This is a genomic window from Streptomyces sp. x-80 (genome assembly GCF_046549095.1).
GTDB classification, from domain to species: domain Bacteria; phylum Actinomycetota; class Actinomycetes; order Streptomycetales; family Streptomycetaceae; genus Streptomyces; species Streptomyces celluloflavus.
This window is the reverse complement of record NZ_JAJPWM010000021.1, coordinates 163,438-181,698: the sequence shown is the minus strand read 5'-3', so window position 1 is coordinate 181,698 and position 18,261 is coordinate 163,438. Positions and strand designations below refer to the sequence as shown.

At 73.0% G+C, this 18,261-nt stretch carries 18 protein-coding genes; 6 read left to right on the top strand and 12 right to left on the bottom strand.

The genetic code is table 11. The annotated features are described in order from the left end of the window. Positions 1–294: 294 nt before the first annotated feature. The 9 genes from ACLJWH_RS33700 to ACLJWH_RS33660 form a co-directional block, all read right to left on the bottom strand. On the bottom strand, positions 295–708 hold the full coding sequence (locus ACLJWH_RS33700) for a hypothetical protein (RefSeq protein WP_411145583.1): 414 nt from the start codon (positions 706–708) through the stop codon (positions 295–297). Between the two features lie 63 nt (positions 709–771). Then, entirely contained in the window at positions 772–1,434 is a 663-nt protein-coding gene (locus ACLJWH_RS33695; RefSeq protein ID WP_411145582.1) for a class I SAM-dependent methyltransferase, read from the bottom strand. Between the two features lie 80 nt (positions 1,435–1,514). Continuing rightward, a complete protein-coding gene (locus tag ACLJWH_RS33690) occupies positions 1,515–1,997 on the bottom strand; it encodes a hypothetical protein (RefSeq protein ID WP_411145581.1) in 483 nt (160 codons plus the stop codon). A gap of 332 nt (positions 1,998–2,329) precedes the next feature. Continuing rightward, positions 2,330–3,178, bottom strand: coding sequence for a helix-turn-helix domain-containing protein (locus ACLJWH_RS33685; protein WP_411145580.1), 849 nt, complete (start codon positions 3,176–3,178; stop codon positions 2,330–2,332). Positions 3,179–3,195: 17 nt separating this feature from the next. Then, complete coding sequence (locus ACLJWH_RS33680; protein ID WP_411145579.1) at positions 3,196–3,720, bottom strand: DUF6879 family protein; 525 nt, start codon at positions 3,718–3,720, stop codon at positions 3,196–3,198. Continuing rightward, the gene (locus ACLJWH_RS33675; protein WP_411145578.1) at positions 3,701–3,934 is read right to left on the bottom strand and encodes a hypothetical protein; all 234 of its coding nucleotides are present in this window, start codon (positions 3,932–3,934) and stop codon (positions 3,701–3,703) included. Before ACLJWH_RS33675 ends, ACLJWH_RS33680 begins: the two co-directional genes overlap by 20 nt. A gap of 148 nt (positions 3,935–4,082) precedes the next feature. After that, positions 4,083–5,417 carry an AAA domain-containing protein gene (locus tag ACLJWH_RS33670; protein ID WP_411145577.1) on the bottom strand — a complete coding sequence of 445 codons (1,335 nt, stop codon included), beginning with the start codon at positions 5,415–5,417 and terminating at the stop codon, positions 4,083–4,085. Further along, on the bottom strand, positions 5,414–6,955 hold the full coding sequence (locus tag ACLJWH_RS33665) for a hypothetical protein (RefSeq protein ID WP_411145576.1): 1,542 nt from the start codon (positions 6,953–6,955) through the stop codon (positions 5,414–5,416). Before ACLJWH_RS33665 ends, ACLJWH_RS33670 begins: the two co-directional genes overlap by 4 nt. Beyond that, positions 6,946–8,322 carry a hypothetical protein gene (locus ACLJWH_RS33660; RefSeq protein WP_411145575.1) on the bottom strand — a complete coding sequence of 459 codons (1,377 nt, stop codon included), beginning with the start codon at positions 8,320–8,322 and terminating at the stop codon, positions 6,946–6,948. Before ACLJWH_RS33660 ends, ACLJWH_RS33665 begins: the two co-directional genes overlap by 10 nt. A gap of 215 nt (positions 8,323–8,537) precedes the next feature. Between ACLJWH_RS33660 and ACLJWH_RS33655 the strand changes: the two genes are divergently transcribed. Then, positions 8,538–9,131: a histidine phosphatase family protein gene (locus ACLJWH_RS33655; protein ID WP_411145574.1), complete on the top strand. Its 594-nt coding sequence runs from the start codon at positions 8,538–8,540 to the stop codon at positions 9,129–9,131. Positions 9,132–9,199: 68 nt separating this feature from the next. Here the strand turns inward: ACLJWH_RS33655 and ACLJWH_RS33650 are convergent, their stop codons facing one another. Continuing rightward, complete coding sequence (locus ACLJWH_RS33650; RefSeq protein ID WP_411145573.1) at positions 9,200–10,648, bottom strand: tetratricopeptide repeat protein; 1,449 nt, start codon at positions 10,646–10,648, stop codon at positions 9,200–9,202. Between the two features lie 297 nt (positions 10,649–10,945). Here ACLJWH_RS33650 and ACLJWH_RS33645 point away from each other — a divergent pair, with 297 nt between their 5' ends. Continuing rightward, positions 10,946–11,446, top strand: a complete 501-nt coding sequence (locus ACLJWH_RS33645; protein ID WP_411145572.1) for a hypothetical protein — start codon at positions 10,946–10,948, stop codon at positions 11,444–11,446. Positions 11,447–11,522: 76 nt separating this feature from the next. Here the strand turns inward: ACLJWH_RS33645 and ACLJWH_RS33640 are convergent, their stop codons facing one another. After that, positions 11,523–12,842 (bottom strand): NAD(P)-binding domain-containing protein, encoded by a 1,320-nt coding sequence (locus ACLJWH_RS33640; RefSeq protein ID WP_411145571.1) that lies wholly within the window; start codon positions 12,840–12,842, stop codon positions 11,523–11,525. A 903-nt stretch (positions 12,843–13,745) separates the two neighbouring features. Here ACLJWH_RS33640 and ACLJWH_RS33635 point away from each other — a divergent pair. Beyond that, positions 13,746–14,129, top strand: a complete 384-nt coding sequence (locus tag ACLJWH_RS33635; protein ID WP_411145569.1) for a chaplin — start codon at positions 13,746–13,748, stop codon at positions 14,127–14,129. 166 nt (positions 14,130–14,295) lie between these two features. Further along, complete coding sequence (locus ACLJWH_RS33630; protein WP_411145568.1) at positions 14,296–15,156, top strand: spermidine synthase; 861 nt, start codon at positions 14,296–14,298, stop codon at positions 15,154–15,156. Between the two features lie 121 nt (positions 15,157–15,277). On the opposite strand, the gene ACLJWH_RS33625 is transcribed toward ACLJWH_RS33630, so the two are convergent. After that, positions 15,278–15,883 carry a hypothetical protein gene (locus tag ACLJWH_RS33625; protein ID WP_411145567.1) on the bottom strand — a complete coding sequence of 202 codons (606 nt, stop codon included), beginning with the start codon at positions 15,881–15,883 and terminating at the stop codon, positions 15,278–15,280. A 119-nt stretch (positions 15,884–16,002) separates the two neighbouring features. Here ACLJWH_RS33625 and ACLJWH_RS33620 point away from each other — a divergent pair, with 119 nt between their 5' ends. After that, positions 16,003–16,695, top strand: coding sequence for a response regulator transcription factor (locus tag ACLJWH_RS33620; protein ID WP_411145566.1), 693 nt, complete (start codon positions 16,003–16,005; stop codon positions 16,693–16,695). A gap of 73 nt (positions 16,696–16,768) precedes the next feature. After that, positions 16,769–18,178 (top strand): sensor histidine kinase, encoded by a 1,410-nt coding sequence (locus ACLJWH_RS33615; RefSeq protein WP_411145565.1) that lies wholly within the window; start codon positions 16,769–16,771, stop codon positions 18,176–18,178. The last annotated feature ends 83 nt before the right edge of the window (positions 18,179–18,261 follow it).

Sequence of the window (18,261 nt, the reverse complement as noted above, 5' to 3'; positions counted from 1 at the left end):
CCCAACGAGCCATACGCCGCATGATCAAGGAGGCCAACAGCCTCGGCCTGACCGTCCGTTTCGACCCGATCGAAGCCGTCTGAACCCGTGCACCGGGCCAGCGTTCAAGCCCCTATTTTCGTGTCAGAGGGTGGGGTGGCGAGTGTTGTCCAGTTGAAGAGAGAGTCGGCGGATCGTGGCTCTCCAGGGGTGGTCGGCCAATAGAATTTAAGGGGCGGATGCCAATTCAACGCCTTAGGCGGCTAGAGGCATAAAGAAACCCCCTTGCCGGGATGGCGGAGGGGGCTCTACGGCCTACGCGTAGGCCCTTACCAGGAGGGCTTCTGTTCCCTTTCCTTCTGGGGGAGCGATGGTCTCGGCTCTGATATCCGAGAACCTGGAAGAGGTCAGGAAGGCTGACCACTCCTCTGGTGAGTAGTCCCACCTGGTTACCGCCTTGGCCTCCCTCAGGGGTCCTACCGGCTGTGTGCCGGCTGGGGGTTTGTGGGAGAAGGCCAGTACGCCACTATGGGAAAGCCTCTTACGGATCAGCGGGAGGAACTGTTCAGGGGCCGTGAACCAGACGGGTCCGAAGATGGACAGCACCACATCGAAGGGCCCTGCCGTACGGGTCAGGAAGTCGGTCACCTCCGCCGTGTGGAAGGTGAGACCGGGGAGGTGGCCCCATCGGGCTACGGCCTTCTCGTGCTGGCTGGGTGCGATGTCCACGCCGGTACAGGTGCCCCCAGAGTGGACAGGTGGGCTGCCGGGGCGTTCTTGCTTTGCTTCGGTTCAGCTCACTACCGCACGAGCGATCAACGTTCCGATGTGGTCTTCCTTCGTAGCATCCAAGACCTGTACATCCGCGTCCTTGAACCCGGCCTTGAGCAGGAGGCTTTCCCACTTCCGGGGCGTGTAGCTGTACCGGTACGTGTACATGGCCTTGCCTGCGAACCCACCCTTGTACATACCCTGCGGGCCGTACGCGCCGGGGATAGCCGGGGGATGAGAGAACGTGAGCACGCCGCCCGGATTCAACCGCTCGGCAATCAAAGGAAGCAGCTTGGCCGGATCGGTGAACCACACCGCCCCGAAGATCGAATAGATGGCGTCGTAGGTGTCCGTACTGGTACTGAGGTGGTCCAGCACTTCGGCGCAGACGAACCGCGCTCCCAACGGGCCCCACCGTTCCGTGGTGTTCGCAACCATGACGGGGGAGAGGTCCACACCCGTTGCCTTTACTCCCTGCTGCGCGAGGTAGGCAAGCGCTCGCCCCGTGCCACATCCGATTTCCAGCACGGTCGCCGGATCTCCCAGTAGTTCGGAGCCTGGCCCGTGCCCGGAGTACTGCGTCCAGCAGAAGACGGGTTCGGAGTCGAACACCTTGTCCTTGGAGCTCTCCGCGAAGGTATCCCAGAGTTCGCGTTCGGAGTCGATGTTGTGCTGAGCAGGCAACTGTCTTCCTCGGCTTCAGGGTTGGTTCGGTGTCCCTCCTTCCCCAGGGCGGGGAGGGAGGGACACCGAACAGGGCGTTGCTAGTGGCTGTCGGGCACCTTGTTGTCACACGGCGAGCACTCCGCCGCGTCCATGGCCCACAGTTCATCGTCCACGGCGAATCCGTTGTCCCGCAGGATCTCCGCTGTACGCATTACGGTGCCGTCGCAGCGCCGTTCGACCAGCGGCGCGTGATGCTTGTACTGGCCGCCGTTGTACTCGTCGCACAGAGCGAAGTACAGCGGAGTGTCCAGGATCAGAGCGTGCACGGCCACGTCCACCGTGTAGCCGACACCCATGTCCACGCCCTTCCGCTCCATGGCGGTGATCGTGTAGGCGATGGCTTGACCCAGAAGCCGCTCGGCGGTGTCACGGGTCATCACGCTGTTGTCGCGCAGGAGCAGCGCGATTTCCCGCTGCCACAAGGTCGATTCGGTCTCGGTGATGAGGTGGGGAACACGGTGCGCCAGTGCGTTGAGGATGATCTGCGGGTCGCGGGTGCGGGTCTGAACTGCTGTGTTCATCGTGCCTACCTCCAGGTAGAGGGGTGCGTGGAGCCATGCCGAACCGGGTGTTTACTCACCCTCGGTTGCGGAAAGCGCGCTCGTTCTCTGGAGCGCACGGGTTGTCCGCATGGATGGGGCAGTGACACAGAGGGAAGCGGTTCGACATCAAGGGCTCTGAGGCAGGCGCCACTTCGTGTTTTGGGATCCGCTCCGTGATGCTGTCCCTCGTCACCCTGTAGACCGCGATGGTCATAGCCATGCCCCCGCCTCCGTACGTCGAGTGGCTGTGCCAAGGACGGTAGGGAGGGGCGAAGTTGCCGGTCCATGATGTTGCACGCGGTTGCACAGATTCATCCGAGCGAATCGATCGCCCTCGTGATGCAGGCGCGCGCCTCAGGGCCGCGCACTGCGATCTTCGACAGCTCTGCGAAGGCTTTTAGGTACGTCCGGATCTCACCGGGGGCCGTCACGTTGATCTCTGCTGTCAGCGTTTCCACAGCCACTTGAGCGTCATCGAAGGCATAGAACGCTTCCAGCGGCCAGACCGTACGGCGGGCGCTGAACGGGATAACTCCGAGCGAGACGTTGGGCTGAGCCATCACCGACAGCAGGTAGCCGAGTTGTCCCGCCAACGCGGCATCATCACTGACGCGGTAGTAGAGAACAGCTTCTTCCAGCAGCAATGCGAAGCGGTGGTCGCCCTCCCGCACAACGCGGGAGCGATCCAATCGGGCCTGCACAGCGTCTGCAACGTCGTCTGGGGTGCCCTGGAAGTCCGTGATGGACCGCAGCAGGCCCGTGGCGTACTCGGCTGTCTGAAGCATCCCCGGCACGAGATTGGAGGCGTACACGCGGAAGTGGCGGGTGCGTTGATAGAGGGGCACCGTCTGTTCGTGGACCCGGCGCATCCCGTCGCGGTGGATCTGCCGCCATTCGACATACATGGACTCAGCGTTGCGTGAGGCCGCAATGAGGTCTGCGATCTGATCCTCAGCGCCGCAGGCTGTGCACCAAGTCCGGATGTCGGCGTCCGAGGGTGGTGTCTTGCCACGGGCTATCCGTGAGGACTTCGACTTGTGCCAGCCGCACCGGGCCGCCAGTTCATGCCCCGTGAGCCCGGCATCCTTCATGATGCCTTGCAACCGGGCTGCCACAGCGGCGCGTGCCGCCTGGGCGCTGGAGAGCGGGGACGAGGACATGAACCGGCCGGCCTGCGTCAGACGCTGTACTTCTCGTGGGGGATTCCGCGCTCCCACACCGCTTCGAACGCCGAGGCGCAGTGCTGAGCGACCGCAGGTTCCTCGGTCTGGTCAGTGTGGACCCACCGGCCGTCCCCATCAAAGATATTGAACTGGACCAATCGGCCGTCGAACAGCCAGAAGTCGTTGCCCGGTAGAGCGAGGTCTGACGCCTGGTGGCGAGGGAGCCAACGGATCTGTTCACCCGCCGCAACGTTCGTGAACGTGCCGGAGTGCTCAAAGCGGATGTAGTCGCTCACCGGCTCCGAAACGATCCGAGCACGGCGAATCAGCACACCCTTGCTCGTGACCTCCTGTACGAGGTCGAGCCACGGTCGCCACCACGACTCGCGGTCGTCGGGGTCGAGGCGATGACCTTTCTTCCACTCCGCGAACCCCTCGATCTCGTTCTCTACGCCGTACGCGTCGCGCATCTCCAGATGGACGGCTGACCGCTCAGCGGCCCGGAGAAGGTCAGCAAAGCTAGTCAAGCTCTGCGACATCAAGTGCCTCCCTGAGAAGCGGGATCATCTGCTTCGGTACCCGGATCACTGCTTCGTGGTCGGGGATCGCAACATCCTTTGAGCTTTCACTCGTCGTCTGCTCGTCCGCCTTCCACCCCTGGAAGAGGAGATCCTTTGTGTCCTCATCGACCCACACGGCCGGGGAACCGTGGTCCCCGGACTCTGGATCTTTACCGACGAACCGTAGTGCCATGACAACCTCCGCTGTCGAGCGCGTTGCGCCTGGTTGCACGACCCTCACCCTGCTGGCTTGCTCACGTCAAGGGTGCGGTAGCCGGGTGGGGCAGCCCTGCCCTATTCTGCTGTGCGATCTTGTTTTCGGAGGCATCCGATCCCGTGACTCAAGGCCGCCACCGCACCCGGTGCTCCGAGAGGTGTGCCAGGACGGCGTGATGGGCCTCCCAGCCGTCCGGGAACTTCACCGCCACGCCGAGCTGCACCGGCTCCGTCGAGGGGTGCTCGTCCAGCAGCTCCGTGACGCCGGCCCGGCACACCACGATGCAGGCATGGCGGTGGCGGGAGGCGAGCACGCACAGCCGGCCGGTCTCCAGATGGAAGGCGGTGGCGTCCGGCCGGCCGGAGAGCGGGTGCAGGACGACCGTGACATCGAACTCGCGGCCCTGGAGGCGGTTGGCGGTGTCCACCGCGACGCCGCTCACCCCCAGAGCGGTGAGCGCCGCGCGGACGGCCGCCGCCTGGTCGCGGTGGGCCGTGCCGACCGCGATCCGGGCGGCCGTCAGCGGCGCCGGGGCGGCCGACCGCTCGCTGGTCGCCGCGCCGCCGCGGTCCAGCAGCCGGCGCACCACCAGGGCCACCGCGCGCACCGCCTCCGGATCCGTCCGTGGCGTATGGCGGGCGGGGAGTTCGAGCAGGCCCCAGCCGGCCTCGGCCGCCTCGTCCAGGACGCGGTCCACGCCCGAGCCGTCCCCGGCCACGGCGAACGCCAGCCGCCGGTCGCCGTGGCCGGTGCCGCTGCGGAACGGCGTGTACGGATAGAACGCGGTGGAGACCAGCGGCGCGGCGGAGGCCGGCAGCCGCCAGGAGACCGGCAGCCGGTGCTGCGGCAGACCGGGGTTGTGGGCCAGCAGCGTGGCGACCGCGCTCGCCGACGGGTCGTAGGCCAGCCCGGCCCACTGGTCGGCGCCGACCACGCTGAACGGGTCCAGCTGCCCCGGATCGCCGACGAACAGCGCCCGCTCGAAGAGCCCGGCGACGGACAGCAGCGCGTCCGACCGCATCTGGTACGCCTCGTCCACGATGGCGTGCTGCCATGGCTCGGCCACCTTGGTGTAGGCCCATTTCGCGGCCGTCGAGACGACGACGTCCAGCCCGGCCAGGTCCGCGATCTTCGCGGACGTACGGACCGCGGGCAGCCCGGCCAGCGCCGGGTCGTACGCGCCGGGCTCGCTGCTGTGCAGCCGGCCGACCGGCAGCTGCGGGTCCTGCTCGGCGAGCCGCAGCACCAGATCGTCCACCTGGGCGTTGGTCTGCGCGACCACCATCAACGGGCGTCCCGCGGCGGCCAGTTCGCGGGCCGCCCGGACCACCAGGGTGGACTTGCCGGCGCCGGGCGGGGAGTCGACCACCACCCCGCGGTGGTCGCCGTGCAGCGTGTCGTGCAGGATCGCGTCGGTCGCGGCGGCGGCCGCCGCGGCGGGGGTGCGGGTGCCGGTCACAGCAGGTCCTCCGCGGTCACGGGGTCGGGGCTCTCCGCGGCCGGGTCCGGCGGCGGGCCGCCGTGCGTCCAGGGAGTGTCCTGCGGGTCGGGCAGCGCGGGGCCGCCGCGCGGGGCGTGCTCGAACAGGGTCCAGCACACCGTGTCGTCCGGCTCCGGCACCGAACCGGGCGCCGGCTCCCGGCCGCGCCCCATACCGCCGGTCAGCCGCACCACCAGCGCATCCGGTTCGTCCGGCGCGAACCCGGCGAACTCGGCGGTCTGGGTCTTCCCGTCGGCCAGCGGGCGGTAGAGCTTGCCGCCCTCGGACAGCTGCGGCCGGTCGGCGGTGCGCAGCGTGACGAGCGGGCGCGGCATCGGCCGCCGGCCCTCGGAGAACGCCGGCTCGACCGCGGTGACGGTGCCCTGGAACGCCGCACCGGCCAGCCGCCGCTCCGCCATCACCAGCGGGTCGTCCAGGGCCTCCTGCGCGTCCAGCTGCGCCTGCGCGCTCTCCCGGGCGGACAGTTTCCGCGCGGCGGTGACGGCGTCGTCCCGGCGGGGCTGCGGCGGCTCCCCGGCGCGTACCCGGTCGCGGTGCGCGGTGTACGACCAGCGGTCGCGTTTCCAGCGGTCGGCGACGTGGGCGCCCGCGGGGAGGGCGCGCAGCAGGTCGATGCCCTGCCACACGGCGTCCCAGGTCGGCCGCAGCAGGCTCTCGACGAGGCCGCGGATGTCGTCCTCGGCGCCCGGCAGCCCGGCGTCGTAGCGGGCCATCGCGGGGGCGAGCAGCCGGTTGTCGAACGCCGGGTCCGTGGCGGGCCCGGCCGGCGGGCAGCGCAGCTGGCCGTCCGCGCCCCGCGCCGACTCCGCGTACTCGGCCGCGGCCCGCCCCGAGGTGCCCGGCGGCGGGTCGATCCAGGCGAGCAGCGCGCCCAGATGCTGGTCCTCCAGCATGCTCTGGCCGGTCGCCCAGTGGCGGGTCAGCAGCCCCGTCATGGGCAGCAGCAGACTCGCGCCGGGCACCCGGGCCCGCTCACCGATATGCGTGAACCAGCGGCCCAGGAGCGGGACCTGCGGCGGCGCGGGGTACGGCGCCTGCGGATCCTGCTCGGCCGTCCGACGGAACCGCATCGAGCGGCCCAGCAGCCGTACGTACCCGACGCCGGGCGCGCTCGGCACGATCAACTGCGGTGCGTCCGCGCAGAGTTCGACCTGGACCGGGACCTTCTTGCCGGTCTCCGGGTCGGTCTCCTGGCGCTCCTCCCACTCGATGCCGTCCGCGAAGCCGTCCAGGTACGGCAGCACCGCCTCGGCCAGCTCGGCGAGGAAGGCGAACCGCAGATCGCGGTCGCGCGGCTGTGGCACGGCCAGCAGCAGCGGTTTCTCGCGGTCCGTGCCGACCAGTGCGCCGAGCGGGGCACCGGCCTCGCCGGAGGTGGTCAACGGCACCAGGACCAGGGGGTGTTCGGAGAGGTGGCGGTGCCGGACCGTGGTCAGCGGCCGGGCGCGGCCGGCCGCCACCGCCTCCATCCGGGCCAGCGTCCCGATCAGTGACATCCCGGCTCCTCGGGTCGGCGGCCCGCCACCGGGGCAGCGCCGGCCAGCGCCTCGGCGCGCAGCGCGGCCGCCCGGCGCAGGGCGGTGACGGCGGGGTCATCAGGGGTGTCGGGGCTGTCGGGGCTGTCAGAGCTGTCAGGGGTGCCTGGGGTGCCTGGGGTGCCTGGGGTGCCTGGGCCGTGTCCGGTGGGGCCGGCCGCGCCGGCGCACGAGGCGGCCCCGTGCGCCGGCGCCGGTGGTCCGGCCGCCGCCGCGAGAACCTCCCCGATGGTGCGCAGACCGCCCAGTTCGCCCCGCAGGCCGCGGCCCAGCGCCGCCACCGCGCCGTCCTCGCGGGAGCGTCCGCGGCAGTGGAAGGCCAGCTCGCAGGCGGCCAGGCACTCGGGGGCGTACTCCGCGCCGACCGCTTCCACGGCCGCGGCCAGCTCCCCGGCCGGGCGGGTCGCCGTCGTGCCGTCGTCCGCGAGCCGCAGATCGAAGGTGGTGCCCGGCGGCAGTGCGGCGGCGATCTCCTCTACCCGGGTGAGCCGGGCCAACTGGCGCCGGGTCGCGGCCAGTTGCCGGCGGATGTCGACGGCCGCGGCGGTGGGGAGGTTGGAGAAGTCCTTCGGGCAGACCAGCAGCACCCGGTCGCGGACGCGCACCTCGCGGCCGGTCCGCGCGGCGACCTGCCGGGCCACCCGCTCCAGAGCGAGGACGTAGACCGCCGCCTGCCGGGCCGCGGCGCCCACCTTGGCGGCGTCCGCCGCGCCGTCGATCATCGGGAAGGACTTGATCTCCACGACCGTCCAGCCGCCGTCCGGATGCACCACCACCGCGTCCGGCTCCACATAGGCGGGCGAACCGGCCACCTCGACGGCGAGCAGCGGATGGTCCAGCAGCGACCAGCCGCCCGCCTCGGTCGCCGCGCGCAGCGCCAGCGCCGTACGCGCCGCGCGGCCCTCGGGACCGGCGGCGGACAGATCGGGGACGGCGGTCTCCGTATCCCCGGCCGTCTCCTCCGGCGCCGCGGCGTCCGGCCGCAGCCGCTCGCGCAGCAGTCGCATCAGCTCCGCGCCGCCGTCGGCCTTGACCCGCGCCTCGAAGGCGTTGCCGCGGACGATCGCGAACTGGGACCGGCCGTACGCCGCGGGGGAGCCGAGCGCCTGGGCCAGCGCGGCCTTGTCGACGCCCGCGCCGTCCAGCAGCGCGCGGCGCCGGCAGCCGGGGTTGGCGGCCAGCGCGGCGAGCGCGCGGGCGTCGAGCGCACGCGGGCGGACACCGGGGCCGCGCAGCTCGGTGAGCCGCTGCCGCAGGCCCGGCGTCGGCATCGGCTGCTCCGCCGGCGGTACGGCCGCCGCGGGTCGACTCTCGCGGGAAACGTTCACCCGCGGAAGTCTCGCACCCGGCACTGACAACCGAGGGGGCGCCCGCGCACGGACCTCTCCCGGCACCCGCCCCGCACCGCGTCCGCCCGCCGGGCACCGGGCCCGCCCGACGCCCTCCCGGTTACGGACAAAATGACCCGATGCGCGATGATTGGGCCGTCAACCACCCGCATCGAGCGACAAGAAGCCGAGGAATTCGGCGAGAGGTACACCCCATGGCAGCGCGCATTCTCCTGGCCCGGCACGGGCAGACGGAGTGGTCCCTTTCCGGCAGGCACACCGGCCGTACGGACATTCCGCTGCTGGACGAGGGCCGGCGCGGCGCCAAGCTGCTGGGCGAGCGGCTGCACCGCACCCCCTGGAACGGCCTGCCGGGCGCCGAGGTCCGCACCAGCCCCCTGGTACGCGCCAAGGAGACCTGCGAACTGGCCGGCTTCGGCGACCGGGCACAGGACTGGGACGCGCTGATGGAGTTCGACTACGGCGCCTACGAGGGCCTGACCCCCGCCGAGATCAAGGCCGGGCGGCCCGACTGGCTCATCTGGCGCGACGGGGTGCCGGACGGGGAGACGCTCGCCGAGGTCTCGGCGCGCGCGGACGAGGTCGTCGACCGGGTGCGCGCGGCCGACCACGACGTGCTGGTCTTCGCGCACGGCCACATCCTGCGCGCCCTGGGCGCCCGCTGGCTGGGCCTGGACATCTCCTTCGGCGCCCGCATCCGCCTGGAGCCGACCTCCTTGTCGGTCCTCGGCTGGGCCTACGGGGAGCCGGCGATCGAGCGCTGGAACGACACCGGTCACCTGGGCTGAGACGCGCCGCGGCCGGCAGGCCCGCCCCGCGGACACCGGCCAGGGGAGCCGCGGCACCGGGCGGGACCTCAGTCCGGCCGGCCGCCCGCCGGGCCCGGGTGCTCCGCCGGGTCCCGGTGCGCGGCCGGACCGGCCGGGTCCAGCGGGGCCAGCGGCGCCGCGTGCCGGTCCAGGAAGCCGGCCACCACGGCGGAGCTGCGGTGCGGCCGCAGCGCGCGGGCCGTGCCGTCGAGAATCGCCCGGATCCGGGCCGAACGGACCCGCGTCAGCAGCGTCAGCACCCGGCTCCCGGTCGCGGCGGCCTCCTCGGGCGCACCGCTGTGCGCCAGATCGTCCGCCAGCTCCGCCGTGAACAGCGCGATGTTGCGGACGAAGTGCGGATCCTGCAAGGCCACCGCCTGGCGCGCGTGACACGCCGCGCGCGCCCGGTCGCCCAGGGCCGACCAGCACTGCGCCTCCAGACCCGCCAGCTCGGCCTCGCCGTAGAAGGTCATCCACTCCGGGTCGTCCTCGCACGCCCCGGCCGCGAACAGCCGCCGGGCCGCCGCGAGCGCCCGCTCGCACCCCGTACGGTCCGCCAGTCCCGCCCGGCCGCCCGCCTCGCGCAGCGCCAGCAGCGACCGCAGCCGTGGCGAGGCCAGCCGCTCGGCGGCCCGCTGCGCGGCCTGCGCGGCGTGCAGTGCCTCCCGGGGCCGGCCGGCGTCGCGCGCGAGGAAGGACGTATTGCAGAAGGCGTGCGCCTCCAGGGCCGGATCGCCGTGGACCCGGGCGGTGGCGAGCGCCTCGGCGTAGTGCGAGCGGGCGTCGTCGAAGCGGCCCGAGTCGTGCGCCAACCAGCCGACGGAGAGCGCGAGTTCGCCCGTTCCGAGGCGCAGCCGAGCGGCCACCGCGCGGCGCTGGACGCCGGTGTCCAGCAGCGCGTAGGCGGCCCGTAGCGGCCGGGCTGCGCGGTGGTAGAGGCCCTCCGCGCCGTGCCGGTCGTCCAGCAGCCGGATCCGGCGGACGGCCTCCTCGACGGCCGCCGCCTCCGCCGCGCCGACGCGGCGGCCGGACGGCACACGGGGGCCGGGGACGGTGCCGGCGGACCCATGGGGGTGCGGGGCCGGTGCGGGGCCGCCGGTGCGGAGCGTGACACCGGGACCGCCGGGGCCGCCGGGGCCGGCCGCCAGGGGCGTGGCGGCGGCCATCAGGGGCACGGCGCCGGCCGCCGCCGTCCGCGCCCCGCGCCCGCGTACCGTCTCGCGCGGCGCGAAGCCCATGTCGGGCAGCGTCAGACCGGGGAACATATGCCGGAACACCCGCTCGTACGCGTAGTTCGGACACCGGATGTCCCCGGACTCGACGCGGCCCACATAACGGGCGTCGCACGAGACCTGCTCGCCGATCTCCCGGGCGGACCGCCGGACCGCCGCCGCGAACTCACCCGGCGACAGCCGCCCGCGCAACTGCCGGAAGGCGGTGTTCGGGCGGGCGGGTACAGTGCGGGACGACGCTGAACTCGCTGGTGGCGACGCCATGGCGGACTACTCCGTGTCCTCTCCGTGCCCTCTGCTGTGCCCTCTGCTGTGCCCTGGTGCGCCCGTTGTGCGGCGGGGTCGCGTCCCGGCGGAGCGGCGGGAGACGACCGTACCGGGTGTGATGGGGGCAGCACACAGGGTTTGGCTACAAACCGGATATCCCACCCGCGATCTGCCATGAAGTGCCAACCTTTGCAGCGTAATGCCGCCGTAGCTGTTGACGTCCTGCGCCGTTGAACAACGGGTAAAGGGTGCGGCGCGTGCATTGAGGAGGGGTTCTCCGTGTGGGAGACCGGCGTGAGCAGGGGCGTCAAGGGTTCCGCGGGGCAGGCCGCCGGCCGTCCGGCGCACTCCGGAGGCGGCGCACCGGGCGGCACCGGGCGCCGGCCCGCCAGGGACCTGGGCGTGCTGTCGGAGCACGCGCAGCCCTGTGACCTCGTCACCGTGCCCGCCCGGCAGGGCCTGGAGGCCGTCGACATCCTGCGGCTGCGCAACGGCGTCGGCCCGGTCCTGCACGACGGCGCCTGCGACACCCTCGGCTTCCTGGTGCCCCCCGGCACGGCCGCCGGCTGGGACGTACCGGGCAGCGCCTGCACCCAGACCTACGGACGCGGGGCCGCCCTGGGCGCGGTCCCCGGCGGCGAGGGAGCGGACCCGGAACCGCCGGTGACGGGCACCGGCTGGCTGGTGCCCCCGGAGGGCGCGTTCGCGGCGGCGCCCACCACCGATCCGGCCGTGCTGCGCGCGGCGCTCGGCGAGGCGGCCCGCACGATCGAGGCCGTCGACCGCTGCCGGTGAGCACCGGCCGCGGCCGGTGCGACAGCTGGGGCAGATACGTCAGTGAGGGGCCGTCCGGCCGGTGCCGGGCGGCCCCTCACCGCGGTGTCCGCGACCGCGGCGCCCGCCGGCGCGGCGGCACGGTCGTCGTACGGCGTGCCGAGGCCCCCGCCGCGACCCGGATGTCGTCCGCCTGCGGACGGTGGACGGCGCCGCCGCGCCGGTCGACCAGCCGGCGCTGTACCCCGCGCAGCAGTCGCCCGGCGGTGAAGTGCGCGCCGTACACGAAGCGCATCGACGGGCCGAACGACGGCGCGGTCAGCAGCCCGGCGAAGAACAGACCGGGCCAGGAGGACTCGAAGCACCCGCTCAGTTCGGGCGCCCGGCTGGCGCCCACCGTCCGCAGCGCGCCGCGCACCCGGGCATCGAGCAGCCGCACCCGGCCGAGGTCCGGGGTGAAGCCGGTGGCCGCCACCACATGCTCGGTCTCCAGGGATCTGACGGTGCCGTCCGCGCGGACGAGGGCGAGCCGCACCCCGTCGCCCCGGGCGTCGGCGGCCCCGATCCGGTGCCCCGGCACGACCGGTACGGCGGGCTCGAAGCGGTCCCGCAGCCACCAGGCGCCCGCCGGGACCGGCGCCGTCTCGGCGATGCGTACCCGCGTCGTGGCGGGCAGCCGCCGTACCGCCCAGGGGGTCTCCGACCACACCCAGTTCGGCCATCCGGTGCCCAGTCCGCCGTGCGGATCGCGCAGCGCCCGCAGCCGGCCGCGGTCCAGCGGCTGCGGCGGGGCGTCCCAGCGGAGCCGTCCGGCGCGGGCCACGATGCGGGCCGTGGCGCCCTGTTCGGCCAGCAGCGTCGCGGTTTCCAGGGCGGACTGGCCGGAGCCGAGCACCGTGACGTCCCGGCCGGCGAAGCGGCTCAGTTCGCGGTGGTCGCTGCTGTGCGAGGCGAGGGCCGGCGGCAGACCGTGCAGCGGCATCGGACGGTTGACGAACGGCAGCACGCCGACGGCGAGCACGACGGTGCGGGCCGCGATGGTCTCGCCGCCGTCCGTCGTGACCCCGAAGCCGCCGCCCGCGGGGTGTACGGAGGTGACGGTGACCTCCTCCACCTGCGGCACCGTCCGCTCACCGAACCACCGGCCGTACGCGGTGAACGTCCGGACGGGCAGCGGGACGCCGTGCCGCACCGGCATGTCACGGGCCGTGCAGTAGTCCGCCAGGGTGTGCTCGCCGGCCGGGTCGGACAGGTGGGCGGCCCACGCCTCGGACTTGAGGAACATGCCGTCCGGCATATGGTCGCGCCACAGGGACATCGGCCGCCCCAGGATCCGCAGGCTCAGACCGGCCGCCGCCGCGTGCGCGGCGATCGAGAGTCCGTAGGGGCCGGCGCCCACCACCACCAGGTCGTACATGGAAGTTCCCTGCTCTCTCTCATCGTGCGGCGGCGGACCCGCGCCGCCCGCCGCACCGGTGCCGTGGCCGGGCCCGCCACCGGGCGGCGCGTCCGCCACGGGCCGCGGTCCGGCCGCCGCACGGGTCCGCGGCGGGCCGGCGAATCCGGCGGCGGCCCGCGCACCGCTCCGTTCGGCGTTGGGCCGGCGGAACTCCGCGGGAATTCCCGCGGCGCGGCGCTCAGCGTCCGGTGCCGGTCCGCGCGCCGCGCGTACCGCGCGGATATCCCGTATCGCGGGCGGCGCACCGGAAAACAGGAAGGCCGCCGCCGGACCGGAGCGCGCGCCCGCCGCCGAATGCGTGGCAATCAAATCCTTGAGTATTCCGACAATCGGGCCGCCGGGCCGTTTCGCGGCCGAATGCGGCGCGCGCCCGGCCCGTCACATCATTCGCCGGGACGGCGGAATCCGGGACGCGAAACGGAGTGCGCCGGCCGGTCGGGACGGCATATACGTCAATTCCGCCACCCGAATGCCGCGGTATGGCCGCGGACGCCGTGGGTAACCGGGTCGCACGCCGGGATTCCCCGTGTGCCGGTGCGGACGCCGCCGATGGAGTGGCCGACGGTGTCAAGGACACCGGGGCGCACCGGACTCCGCGCCGGGTGCGGCCCATCGACTTCCGCATGGCTCCCTCTCCGACTTCTCTCAGCCAAACAGGAGTGCACTCTGACAGAAAGCGTGTGAGAAATCGCGGCAGGCACGCCGGGTGTCCGCCCGGGATTCTGATCAGCGGAATACCGGACTTCGGCGGGTCGCAGCGCGCCTTTTGGCTGAACGTCTTGAAGGATGAATGACCGCATCCCCGACTCGAATCGCTCGTTGAGTCCGATGCCCCATTCGCGAACTGAAAGGAGAATGGTGATGAAGCGGATCGTCAAGACCGCTGCGCTGGCCACGGCCACCTGCGCCATGGTGCTGGGTGGCGCGGGTATCGCCACGGCCCACAACGATGGCGGCCGTCACGGCGGCAGGCACGACGGTCGCCACGATGGCCGTTACGACGGCCGGCGCGGTGACCGTTTCGACGGCGGCCGTCGCGACGGTCGCCGCGACGGCTGGGACGGCGGTCGTCGCGAGGGGCGCCACGGTGCTGCCGCCTACGGCTTCGCCGCGCACTCCCCGGGCGTCATCAGCGGCAACACCATCCAGGTGCCGGTGGACGTCCCGATCAACCTGTGCGGCAACAGCATCGACGTGATCGGGCTCCTCAACCCGGCCTTCGGGAACACCTGCATCGACAGGTGATCCGGGTGCCGGTCCGGAAGGGCCTCGGACCGGCGAGGGCCGAGTGTGCTGCGGCGGGCCACCCCGACTTCGGTCGCGGGCGGCCCGCCGCTCTGCTGTGCGCCGGTCATCCGGCACCGCGCTGACCAGCGAATACGGGATCCCGGGCACGGGCCATACTGAAGGCATGGCGAAGAGCAGGCGCGGGCGCGGCGGCCCGGAGTCCGTCGTGGAGACGGTGCAGGGCGGGGTCGCGGAGCTACGGCCCGACCGGGAGCGGCCGCGCGGCTGGACGCTGCTGATCGACGGCGCCCCGCAGTCGCATGTGGACCTGGACGACCCGGCGTACCTGGAATTCGCCTACCAGCGGCGGCTCGGGCACATCGCCGATCTGGCCGCGCCGCCCGGCAAGCCGCTCCAGGCCGTCCACCTCGGCGGCGGCGCGCTGACCATGGCGCGCTACATCGCCGCGACCCGGCCGCGTGCCACTCAGCAGGTCATCGAGATCGACGCACCACTCGTCCAACTGGTGCGCAGACAGCTGCCGCTGGAGACCGGCTGGCGGATCCGGGTGCGCGGCGCGGACGCCCGCGCGGGGCTGGCGAAGATACCGGACGGCTGGGCGGACCTGATCATCGCGGACGTCTTCGGCGGGGCCCGTACACCCGCGCATCTGACCAGTACCGAGTTCGTCGGCGAGGTGCGGCGGGCGCTGCGCCCCGGCGGTTTCTACGCGGCGAATCTCGCGGACGGGCCGCCGCTGCGGTTCCTGCGCGGCCAGCTCGCCACCGTCCGTACGGTCTTCCCCGAGCTGTGCCTGACCGCCGATCCCGCGGTGCTGCGGGGCAAACGGTTCGGCAACGCCGTACTGCTGGCGGCCGACCGGGAACTGCCCGTCGCCGAGCTGACCCGGCGGGCGGCGACCGATCCCCACGCGGGGCGGGTCGAACACGGGCGGGCGCTGCGGGACTTCGCCGGCGGCGCGGCACCGGTCACCGATGCCACGGCGGTGGCCTCGCCCGTCCCGCCGGCCGAGGTCTTCGACTGACGGCACGGGGCGGCCGACCGGCCCCCGCACACCACGGCCCGGCCCGGACGGTGGCCCCGCCCGCCGGCCGCCCGCTCACCCGGTCGCGGCACCCGGTCCACCGCGGATCTCAACTGCCGTCCTACGTCGCGTTGTTGCTGGTGTCGACGATCGGCGCGTGGTCGTACCAGGTGCAGACGACGGAGGTGTGGCCGCCGCCGCTGATGAAGTCGACGCGGAGCCAGTACTCCTGCTTCCAGACCTGCATCTCCCAGCCCGGTTCGGGGGTTGCCGAGACGAGCTCGGCGGCCGTGGAGCCCAGGTCGAGGACGACCCGGCCGCCCGCCGTGAGGTAGCTCTTGACCTGGCCGCCGGTGGCCGGCGGGGCGGCGGCCGACGGGGTGGGGGAGGGGCGCTGGGGACGCTCGGCGCCGCCGCGGTCACCGCCGGTCCCGCCGGAGCCGGTGGCGCCGGACGGCCGGCCGGCGGACGGGGGCGCGCCGCGGCGGGCCGGTTCGGGTGGTTCAGGCGGTTCGGGCGGTCTGGGCCGCTGGGTGGAGGAGGCCCGGGGTGCGGCCCCGCCGTCCGGATGGGCCGCCGAGGACGGTGGCAGGTCGGAGAGGGGCAGCGCGCGCGGCGGATCGTACGCCGTGCCGGAGAGCACGGTGTGCACGCCGAACCACGACAGCGTGGCCGCGGCCCCCGTCGCCAGTGTCCAGGCCGCCACGTGAACCAGTCCTCGTCGCATTCGGTTCATACTGCACCACCCGGACACCCGGCGGCAGTTGGCCCCGAGTGACGGGCCCACACCGCGCACACGCCAATCGCAGGTAAAGAAGCCCGCCCGAATGGCGTACGGTGCCGCCCATGGCAAGTGTGCTCGTCGTCGAGGACGACCAGTTCGTACGCTCGGCCCTCATCCGGCATCTGACCGAGGCGTCCCACACGGTACGGAGCGTCGGCACCGCTCTGGAGGCGCTGCGCGAGGTGGCGCACATCGGTTTCGACGTGGTCATCCTCGATCTCGGCCTGCCCGATCTGGACGGGGCCGAGGCGCTGAAGATGCTGCGCGGCATCACGGACGTACCCGTGATCATCGCCACCGCCCGGGACGACGAGGCGGAAATCGTACGGCTGTTGAACGACGGTGCCGACGACTACCTCACCAAGCCGTTCTCCGTGGAGCACCTCTCGGCCCGGCTGTCGGCCGTGCTGCGCCGTTCGCGGGCCACCGCCGCGGGCGCCGAACCGCCGTCCCGGGTGATCCGGGTCGCCGGTCTGTCCATCGACCCGCTGCGCCGGCAGGCCGAACTGGACGGCGCCACACTCGACCTGACCCGCCGGGAGTTCGATCTGCTGGCATTCCTCGCAGAGCGGCCCGGCGTCGTCGTGGCGCGCAAGGAACTGCTCGCCGAGGTCTGGCAGCAGTCCTACGGGGACGACCAGACCATCGACGTCCACCTCTCCTGGCTGCGCCGCAAGCTCGGCGAAACCGCCGCGAAACCAAGGTATTTGCACACGCTGCGCGGGGTGGGTGTGAAGCTGGAGCCACCCCGGTGAGACGGGAGCCGTCCCGGTGAGACAGGAGCCGTCCCGGTGAGAGGGGAGCCACCGCTGTGAGACGGGAGCCGCTGTGAGATGGGCCGTGGTCAAGGTGGCCCTCGCCGTCACCGTGATGGTCGTGGTCGCGTTCGCGGTCCCCCTCGGGCTCGTCGTCAAGGAGATGGCCCGTGACCGCGCGTTCTCCAACGCCGAACGGCAGGCCGCCACCATCGGCCCGGTCCTCGCCATCACCGCCGACCGCGCCCAACTGGCGAGGGCCGTCGCCAGCGCCGAGACCGGCCCCGGCGGCCGGATCGGCGTGCACGTCCCCGCGACCGCCAAGGGCGGCGAACCCGTCGGGATCGGCTTCCGGCGGGCCGCGCCGCGGGACATCGCGGCCGCCGTCACCCTCGGCCGGGCCTCCATCGCGCCGGTCCCCGGCGGCTCCGCACTGCTCCAGCCGACCGCGGTCGCCGCCGGTATCGCGATCGTCGAGGTCTATGTCCCCGACGCCGCGCTCACCAACGGCGTCACCACCTCCTGGGCCGTACTGGCCGGCGTCGGACTGGCGCTGATCGCCGGCTCGGTCGCCGTCGCCGACCGGCTCGGCACCCGGCTGGTACGCCCGGCCGAGCGGCTGGCGCGCGCCGCGCACACCCTCGGCCGGGGCGGACTCGGGGTCCGCGTGCCGGAGGACGGCCCCAGGGAACTGCGGTCCGCGGCGGCCGCGTTCAACGCCATGGCCGACCAGGTCGTCCAACTGCTGGCCAACGAACGCGAACTGGCCGCCGACCTCTCGCACCGGCTCCGTACCCCGCTGACCGTGCTCCGGCTGAACGCCGCCTCGCTCGGCGACGGCCCGGCCGCCGACCAGACCCGGGCCGCCGTCGCCCAGCTGGAGCGCGAGGTCGACCAGATCATCCGTACCGCCCGTGAGCAGAAGGCACAGACCCGGCAGGCCGCCGCCGAGGCCGGCTGCGATGCCGCCGAGGTGATCCGCGAGCGGATGGGCTTCTGGTCGGCGCTCGCGGAGGACGAGGGGCGCACGGTGCGCGTCGCCGGTGCGGACCGGCCCGTCCGCATCCCCGTCGCGCGCCCGGATCTCGCCGCGGCCCTGGACGCGCTGCTCGGCAACGTCTTCCGGCACACCCCCGAGGGCACGGCCTTCGCGGTGGATGTGCACCACGCCGGTGCCGCCGGCAATTCGGTGATCGTGCTGGTCTCGGACGCCGGTCCCGGTATCGAGGACCCGGAAGCCGCGCTGCGCCGTGGCCACGGCGGTGGCGGGGACGGCTCCACCGGCCTCGGCCTGGACATCGTGCGGCGGCTCGCCGAATCGACCGGCGGCGAGGTGCGCATCGGCCGGTCCGTCCTGGGCGGCACCGAGGTACGGGTGTGGCTGGTGCTGGACGAGGGGCGCGCCCAGCACGGCGTACGGCGCGGTCACCGGCTGCGCCGCAGGCTCCGCGCCCGGGGGAAGCGGGCCGCGGGGCGGGCGTGAGGACCCCGGCCCCGCCCGTCGGACGGCTCTTAACCGCCCCCTTCCGCTCCCTTAACGCACCCATAATTCCGCCAACCGCCGCA

What these genes read in the sequence shown, in the direction of transcription:
- ACLJWH_RS33690 (WP_411145581.1), bottom strand. Translation starts at nt 1,997, where the DNA reads ATGAACACAGCAGTTCAGACCCGCACCCGCGACCCGCAGATCATCCTC.
- ACLJWH_RS33685 (WP_411145580.1), bottom strand. Translation starts at nt 3,178, where the DNA reads ATGTCCTCGTCCCCGCTCTCCAGCGCCCAGGCGGCACGCGCCGCTGTG.
- ACLJWH_RS33680 (WP_411145579.1), bottom strand. Translation starts at nt 3,720, where the DNA reads ATGTCGCAGAGCTTGACTAGCTTTGCTGACCTTCTCCGGGCCGCTGAG.
- ACLJWH_RS33675 (WP_411145578.1), bottom strand. Translation starts at nt 3,934, where the DNA reads ATGGCACTACGGTTCGTCGGTAAAGATCCAGAGTCCGGGGACCACGGT.
- ACLJWH_RS33665 (WP_411145576.1), bottom strand. Translation starts at nt 6,955, where the DNA reads ATGTCACTGATCGGGACGCTGGCCCGGATGGAGGCGGTGGCGGCCGGC.
- ACLJWH_RS33655 (WP_411145574.1), top strand. Translation starts at nt 8,538, where the DNA reads ATGGCAGCGCGCATTCTCCTGGCCCGGCACGGGCAGACGGAGTGGTCC.
- ACLJWH_RS33650 (WP_411145573.1), bottom strand. Translation starts at nt 10,648, where the DNA reads ATGGCGTCGCCACCAGCGAGTTCAGCGTCGTCCCGCACTGTACCCGCC.
- ACLJWH_RS33640 (WP_411145571.1), bottom strand. Translation starts at nt 12,842, where the DNA reads ATGTACGACCTGGTGGTGGTGGGCGCCGGCCCCTACGGACTCTCGATC.
- ACLJWH_RS33635 (WP_411145569.1), top strand. Translation starts at nt 13,746, where the DNA reads ATGAAGCGGATCGTCAAGACCGCTGCGCTGGCCACGGCCACCTGCGCC.
- ACLJWH_RS33630 (WP_411145568.1), top strand. Translation starts at nt 14,296, where the DNA reads ATGGCGAAGAGCAGGCGCGGGCGCGGCGGCCCGGAGTCCGTCGTGGAG.
- ACLJWH_RS33625 (WP_411145567.1), bottom strand. Translation starts at nt 15,883, where the DNA reads ATGCGACGAGGACTGGTTCACGTGGCGGCCTGGACACTGGCGACGGGG.
- ACLJWH_RS33620 (WP_411145566.1), top strand. Translation starts at nt 16,003, where the DNA reads ATGGCAAGTGTGCTCGTCGTCGAGGACGACCAGTTCGTACGCTCGGCC.